Genomic DNA, 7,389 nt, shown 5'->3' with positions numbered 1-7,389 from the left:
GACGCCGCAGACCCGGCGGCGGATGTACAGGGAGCTGGTTCCGGTGGGCGCACCGCCGGCATCGACCGGCCTGGGCTGGCACATCGATCACGTCCGCCGCGACCGGTCGATCGATGGTGTGACAGGTGGTCGTGCGGATGGTGGTGGCGGGCCGGGTGGCCGTGCGGCTGACGGTGCGACGGGCAATTCCGCGACCGGTGAAGGAGCGACGAGCGTGGACTCCGTCTATCACGAGGGCAGCCTGGCGGGGACACGGACGGCGTACCGGTTCGTTCCGGAAGCCGACGTCGGCGTCGTCGTGCTCACCAACAGCGACGACGGCCACCACGTCCACGAGGCTGTGTGCGACGCGCTGCTGGCTGGCCTGGCCGGAGTACGACGGTCCGATCCGGAGCCCGATGTGCACGTCGACGGCGAATCTCTGGCCGTGTTCACCGGCAGCTACGAGGTACCCACAGCTGGGCCGGAGCCGGATTCCGTCCGCGTGGATGCCGACGGCGGGACGCTGGCGTTGCGGCTCGTCATGGCCCACTTCGACGAGCCGGTGCGGCTGCGCGTCGGCCGTCGGGACGAGGATCTGTTCACCGTCGTGGACGGCGAGTGGAAGGGGAGCCCGGTGGAGTTCCTCCGCCGGGCGGACGGAGAGCTGCTCGGGCTCCGGATCGCGGGCCGGGTGTTCGTACGTACCAGCGACGACGGTACGGCGGGCAGGTCATGATGCGGCGGCTGTACGCATTCGAAGCGCCGTACAGCCAAAGCGCCGTACGCGAGGACGCGAATGAAAGGAACGTGTGATGCGGCCTTTGGCTCTCGACGACTTGTGGGACTTCGCGGTCCCCAGCTCTCCGGCGATCTCGCCGGACGGACAGCGGGTGGTCTACGTCGTGCGCACGGCGGACCGGGATGCGGACCGTAACCGGCGTGCCCTGTGGACCGTGCCGGCGTCGTCGAATGCCGCACCGGAGCAGTTGACCACGGGCTGGGCCGACACGTCGCCGGCGTGGTCTCCGGATGGGGAACGGATCGCGTTCGTGCGTGTCGACGACGGTTCGCTCGGCGGTGACGGTTCGCTCAGCGGGCCTGGCGGCGGTGGGGCGGGCGGGCGACCTGGCGGCGCTGCGCAGATATGGGTTCTGCCGATGGACGACGGCGGTGGAGTCCTGCCGATGGGCGGCGATCGTGAGCCGCGACGTGTTACCGATCTGCCGCTGGGGGCGGGCGCGCCGGTCTGGAGCCCCGACGGCCGCCGGATCGCGTTCACCGCGTCGGGCTCGGCGTCTGGACGACAGCCCGACCGTGGCCCAGTCGTCGTCGACCGGCTAGGTTACAAGGCCGACGGTGCAGGGCTGCGTGGCGATACACGCCGCCATGTGCACGTCCTCGATCTGGAGGACGGCGAGGTCCGCCAGATCACCTCCGGCGACTGGGACGCGAGCGCACCGGCGTGGTCCCTGGACGGCATGCGGATCGCGTTCACCGCCGCGATGGACCCGGACGCGGATCTGACACTGCGATCGGCGGCCTACATCGTCGACGTGCCGGCCGTGGTCGGGACGTCCGTGCGAGCGACCGGTGGCGACACCTTCGCCGTACCGCGACGGATCGGTCCCGCGGACGGTCGACTGGACAGCGTGGTCTGGGCTCCGGACGGTTCGGGCCTGTTGGCGGTGGGAACCCCGACGGTGCGAATCGGTCACACCTGTCTGCTCTGGATCCCGATGGACGGGCAGGACAGCGATCCGACTCACGACGCTGCGCCCAGCGATGACGTACCGTCCCACGGTGACGCAGTGCCGTACGGTGACGTCGCGGCCCGCGGTGACGCAGCGTCCCACGGTGGCGCAGCGCTCAGCGGTAGCGTTCAGATGCTCGATCTGGCCGCGTCGCTGGACCGCAATGTGGCACCCGGCGGTCCGGAGTGGGCCGGTGGTGCGCCGCAGTTCGTCGGCGACGGACGCACGGTGGTCTTCTGCGTCAACGACCGAGGGGCGGCCCACCTCTACCGGGTGGACCTCGACGGCGGCAAGCCCGAGCCGCTGATGGCCGACCCGGACGTCTCCGTGTCTGGCCTGTCGACGGCACCGGCGCCAGGAGTGGCGGCCATCGTCGTCCGGAACGGCTCGTCGTTCGGAGAGATCGGTCTGCTGAACCTGGACACCGGTGACGTCGCGACGCTGACCGCTCTGACCTCCACTGCGCTGCCGGACGTCGCGTTCATCCCGACGCAGGAGCGCGAGTTCACCATCGGCGACGGGACCGTCGTCCACGGCCGCATCGTCCGCGACCCGAATGCCCAGGGTCCGCAGCCGCTGGTGCTGGATGCGCATGGCGGTCCGCACATGGCGTGGGGCCCGCACATGGAGCCGGCGCACCCCTATCACCAGGTACTCGCCGGCCAAGGCTGGACGGTGCTGCTGCTCAACCCACGGGCCAGCGACGGCTACGGCGAGTCCTTCTATGCCGCCAGCCCCGCGTCGTGGGGGATCGGCGACGAACGCGACTTCCTCGAGCCGGTGGACGCGTTGGTGGCGGAAGGCATTGCGGACCCCGAGCGGCTGGCGATCTGCGGATACAGCTACGGCGGGTTCACTACGTGTCACCTGACGACACGCACCGGCCGGTTCGCCGCGGCCGTCACCGGCGGGCCGGTCACCGACCTGGTGAGTATGGCGGGCAGCTCGGACCTGAGCCGGGTGTTCGCGATGCTGGAGTTCGGCGGTGACCTCTACGCCGGACGGGAGTTGATCCGTGCCCAGTCGCCGATCGAACGAGTGGAGCACGTGACCACGCCGACGCTGGTCGTACACGCGATGAATGACGAGCGTTGCCCGGTCGGACAGGGCGAGGAGTGGTTCACGGCACTGCGCTCACTGGGCGTGCAGACGCAGATGGTGTTGTATCCGGGGGAGTCGCACCAGTTCATGGCCGACGGCACCCCGTCGTGCCGGATCGACTACAGCCGCCAGATTGTCCGCTGGGTCACCGAGCACGCCTCCGCCGATGAGTGACGCCCGGCCGCTGGTATTGCGGGGCGGGACGGTGTACGACGGGCTGGGCTCGCCCGGCGTGCGCGCCGACGTGCTGATCGCCGACGGCCGTGTCCGGCAGATCGGTAGCGCTGTCGATCCGTGCGCTGTTGACGCGGATGCCGCCCACGCGGGCCCGGTCGATGTGCCTGCGGGTGCGCGGATCCTGGACTGTGCCGGGCTGGCGGTGGCCCCCGGTTTCGTCGATCCGCATGCGCACAGCGACCTGGTGCCGTTCATGGCCGAGCCGCAGCCGTTCAAGCTGCTGCAAGGGGTCACCACCGAGATCAACGGGAACTGCGGGATCAGCTTCGCGCCGACGTCGACGGCGGCGGCCGAACAGCTGGCGTCGTCGTTGCACGAGATCGTCCGCGGAGTGGAGGTCCGGCCGCGCACGATGGCTGAGTTCCTGGACGCGGCGCAGACCGCCGGCCCGACCAACCACGTCGCTTACCTGGTGGGTCACGGTACGCTCCGGCTGACCACGAACGGACCCGCCGAACACCTCGACCCGCCGGCTCTGGACAAGATGCTCCGGCTCGCCGCCGAGTCCATGGGCGACGGGGCGCTCGGGTTCTCCACCGGGTTGATCTACCCGCCGGGTTGCTACGCGGACACCGCCGAGCTGTGCCGCGTCGCCCGGGCCGTCGCCCCACTGGGCGGGCTGTACGCCACACACATGCGCGACGAGGGACGTCGGGTGCTGGACGCCGTAGACGAGGCGGTGACCGTCGCCCGAGCCGGTGGGCTGCGCCTGCAAATCTCGCATTGCAAGCTCGCCGGTCGGGAGAACCATGGACGGGCCGGCGAGCTGCTGGCACGCATCGAGGCCGCGCGGCTGGCCGGGATCGATGTGCTTGGCGACCAGTACCCGTACACCGCGTCCGCGACGGCGCTGTCCGCGTTGCTGCCGAATGTGGCCCTGGCCGGCGACCGTGCCGAAGTCACCTCCAACCTGGGGGATCCGGAGAAGCGGGCGGAGTGGCACACCCAGGCGCTGCAGGGAGAGCCGGGCGACGGTCTCTGGACGGAGGCGGCCCCGGAGCACGTTCTCGTCGTCTCGCACGCCGACGCGTCGGTGGTCGGGCGGACACTCGCGGAGCTCGCCGGGGAACGTGACCCGTTCGACGTCGTCTGTGAGCTCGTCGCCGCCGACCCGGCCGCGGGGATGGTCATCGAGGGGATGGCCGAGAGCGATGTCCGGGAGATCATGGCCAGCCCGCTGGTGGCCATCGGGTCGGACAACGGCGTTCCGGGTCCGGGACCGGTGCACCCGCGTAGTGTGGGCACGTATCCGAGACTGCTCGGACGCTATGTCCGGGAGCTGGGCGTTCTCGATCTGGCTGACGCCATCCGGAAGGCGACGTCGCTGGTCGCCGGCCATTTTGGGCTGGTCGGCCGAGGTACGTTGCTTCCGGGCAGCCACGCCGACGTCGTCGTCTTCGACCCGGAGACAATCGGGCACGACGGCACGGCGACCGACCCGTACATGCCGGTGACGGGCATCCAGACCGTGGTGCTCGGCGGTGTATCGGTGGTGGTCGGCGGCGCCTTCACAGGGGAGCGTCGCGGGCTTGTACTGCGCAAGGATGGGGGTCGTGATGTCGGGACACGCTGAGCCGGCGGCGGAGACCGCGGCGGCGGACGCAGCAATGGAGGTGGCCCGTACTGCGGCCCGGCGGGCCGGAGTCGAGCTGCGTATGCTGAGCGAACCGGCCGAGCTGGCGATGGTGGTCGACGTCGTCGACGAGGTGTGGCAGGCGCCACCGGGGCATTCCCTGATCCCGGTCGAGGAGCTGCGTGCACTGGCACACGCTGGGAACTATGTGGCCGCAGCAGTCGACGAGTCTCGTCTGCTCGGCGTCGCGGTCGGCTTCTTCGCCGCACCGGTGGGGACTGCGCTGCACTCGCACATGGCCGGCGTCGTCGGGAGCGCTCGCGGTAGAGGCGTCGGATACGCGCTCAAGCTGCACCAGCGAGCCTGGGCATTGGAGCGAGGGCTGAGCGAGATCACGTGGACGTTCGATCCGCTGGTTCGGCGCAACGCGTACGTGAATCTCGCCAAACTTGGGGCACGGCCGCGAGAGTACGTCGTCGACTTCTATGGGGAGATCGACGACGGGCTAAACGCTGGGCAGGGCAGTGACCGAGTCGTCGTCGCGTGGGATATCACGACGTCGGCAGGTGTGCAGGCGAGTGCCGAGCCGCGGGCCGAGACGGATGCGAGCATGCCGACGGCCACGTGGTCGGACGTTGTCCCCGCGCTGACCGAGTCGGAGTCCGGAAATCCGGAGATCGCGCCGGGAGCCGCGTGGAGTCGCGCCAGAACGGTGCTGGTGCAGACGCCGTCGGACATCGAGGGTCTGCGGCGTATTGACCCGGCGACCGCATGGAGCTGGCGGGTGGCGGTGCGGGACATCCTGGGTGAGCTGCTGGCCGAGGGCGCCGCTGTCACCGGGTTCACCAGGTCAGGTTCGTATGTCGTCGAGAGGAACGTGTCGTGAAGCTGGACGGATTCGAGCTGCGCCGCGTGTCGCTGCCCCTTGTCGCCCCTTTCCGTACGTCGTTCGGTGTCGAGACGGTGCGGGACGCGCTGCTCGTCAGAGCCGTCACGCCCGATGGCGAGGGCTGGGGAGAGTGTGTGGCGACCGTCGAGCCGTTGTACTCCTCGGAGTACGTCGCCGGAGCCGGAGCCGTGATCAAGGACTTCCTGGCGCCGCCGTTGCTGGCCGCCCGCGACATCGATCCGCAGCAGGTGGGTCCCGCGCTGGCGCATATCAAGGGACACCGAATGGCCAAGGCCGCCCTGGAGATGGCCGTCCTGGACGCCTGGCTCCGGCAGCGCGGTGAGTCGTTCGGTGCCTATCTGGGTGCGGTAAGGGATCGGGTACCGGCAGGCGTCTCGGTCGGAATCATGGACACCATTCCGGAACTGCTGGACGCTGTCGAGGCCTATCTCGAGCAGGGGTACGTGCGGATCAAGCTGAAGATCGAACCGGGGTGGGACGTCGAGCCGGTGCGCGCGGTCCGTGAGCGTTTCGGTGATGAGCTGCTGCTTCAGGTCGATGCCAACGCCGCCTACACGCTGGCGGACTCGGCGACCCTCTCCAGACTCGACCCCTTCGGCCTGCTGCTGATCGAGCAGCCGTTGGACGATGAAGACCTGCGGCAGCATGCCGAGTTGGCCCGGGTCATCCGCACGCCGATCTGCCTCGACGAGTCGATCGTGTCGGCGAAGACGGCGGCGGATGCGATCGCGATGGGTGCTGCCCGCGTGATCAACATCAAGCCGGGCCGCGTCGGCGGGTATATCGAGGCTCGTCGCATCCATGACGTCTGCCAGGCGCACGGGGTTGCGGTGTGGTGCGGAGGGATGCTGGAGACGGGACTGGGCAGGGCGGCGAACGTGGCGCTGGCGGCGCTGCCTGGGTTCAACCTGCCGGGCGACACGTCCGCCTCCGACCGGTACTTCAGCACGGACATCACCGAACCGTTCGTGCTCGATCAGGGGCATGTCGCGGTGCCGACCGGCGCCGGGCTCGGAGTGAACCCGATCCCCGAGATCTTGCGGGAGCTCACGACCACAGTCGAGTGGATCGACGCGGACGCGTCACGGTGAGTGCCTGCTAGTGGAGCGTGTCGTGAATTATGTTGCGGTTCGGGTTGGGTGAGAATGGGCTAGTCACACCACGACCGTGTTAGGCTGCACGCTGCGCTTACTTCGTCCCGATGAGGACTCAAAGCTGATGTGAGGCAATGCGCATGCCACAACTGTTCTCAGCGCCGTTTCCTCTCCTTCAGAATCGAAGGGAGCGGGAACATGCGAGAGATCATTCTTGCGTGTTTGGCTGTCGTCGCATTGTGGATCGCGTTCCGGCTTGTGGCCGTTTCGCGTGCCCGACCGGCGGACATTCCTGAGGTGCTAAAACTGACCTCATGGCGACGACACGACGAGTAACCACGTGAAGTGCCCCCGGTGCCGACCGGGGGCACTTCCTAGTGGCACGTTTCTGAAGATGGGTGACGGTTTGCCTTCTTGAGAACTTCTTCTGCGGTCTTGGTCCAGATGAAGGGGTGGCAGCGGTCGTTCCAGCCGTCGATGAAGGCGCGGATCTCGGTGTTGAGGTCTTTGACCGAGCCGAAGGTGCCGTGGTGGATGGCTTGGCGGTCGATGATGCCGAACCAGAACTCGACCAGGCTCAACCATGATCCCGACATCGGAGTAAAGTGCACTTGGATCTGTAGGTTGTCCTGCGGCGCGGTGCGGTCCAAGGCCTGGATCTGCGACTTCTCATCCACCGACAGCACGATTGCGTGCTCCGGCGGCGCCAAGTACAGCGCGACTACGTCGGTGACCTTCTCC

4 protein-coding genes and 2 pseudogenes are annotated in these 7,389 nt (G+C 68.6%); 5 read left to right on the top strand and 1 reads right to left on the bottom strand.

Annotated features, from left to right (window positions below):
- The 5 genes and pseudogenes from ELR45_RS35000 to menC form a co-directional block, all read left to right on the top strand.
- Positions 1 to 718: pseudogene (locus ELR45_RS35000) on the top strand (hypothetical protein); the annotation flags it as partial.
- 76 nt (positions 719 to 794) lie between these two features.
- Positions 795 to 3,008: a S9 family peptidase gene (locus tag ELR45_RS11420; RefSeq protein ID WP_129666069.1), complete on the top strand. Its 2,214-nt coding sequence runs from the start codon at positions 795 to 797 to the stop codon at positions 3,006 to 3,008.
- Positions 3,001 to 4,644: an N-acyl-D-amino-acid deacylase family protein gene (locus ELR45_RS11415; protein ID WP_129666067.1), complete on the top strand. Its 1,644-nt coding sequence runs from the start codon at positions 3,001 to 3,003 to the stop codon at positions 4,642 to 4,644. The genes ELR45_RS11420 and ELR45_RS11415 overlap by 8 nt, the downstream gene beginning before the upstream one ends.
- A complete protein-coding gene (locus ELR45_RS11410) occupies positions 4,628 to 5,530 on the top strand; it encodes a hypothetical protein (RefSeq protein ID WP_205856417.1) in 903 nt (300 codons plus the stop codon). The genes ELR45_RS11415 and ELR45_RS11410 overlap by 17 nt, the downstream gene beginning before the upstream one ends.
- Complete coding sequence (gene menC / locus ELR45_RS11405) at positions 5,527 to 6,645, top strand: o-succinylbenzoate synthase (RefSeq protein ID WP_129666063.1); 1,119 nt, start codon at positions 5,527 to 5,529, stop codon at positions 6,643 to 6,645. Before ELR45_RS11410 ends, menC begins: the two co-directional genes overlap by 4 nt.
- 377 nt (positions 6,646 to 7,022) lie before the next feature.
- Here the strand turns inward: menC and ELR45_RS11400 are convergent.
- Positions 7,023 to 7,389, bottom strand: a pseudogene (locus ELR45_RS11400) (hypothetical protein); the annotation flags it as partial.

The organism is Phytoactinopolyspora endophytica (genome assembly GCF_004138495.1).
Taxonomy (GTDB): Bacteria; Actinomycetota; Actinomycetes; order Jiangellales; family Jiangellaceae; genus Phytoactinopolyspora; species Phytoactinopolyspora endophytica.
The sequence above is the reverse complement of the archived record's forward strand: the minus strand, read 5'-3'. Positions and strand labels throughout refer to the sequence as shown.

Coding starts and splice junctions, on each gene's coding strand:
- ELR45_RS11410 (WP_205856417.1), top strand. CDS start 4,628: ATGTCGGGACACGCTGAGCCGGCGGCGGAGACCGCGGCGGCGGACGCA.
- ELR45_RS11415 (WP_129666067.1), top strand. CDS start 3,001: ATGAGTGACGCCCGGCCGCTGGTATTGCGGGGCGGGACGGTGTACGAC.
- ELR45_RS11420 (WP_129666069.1), top strand. CDS start 795: ATGCGGCCTTTGGCTCTCGACGACTTGTGGGACTTCGCGGTCCCCAGC.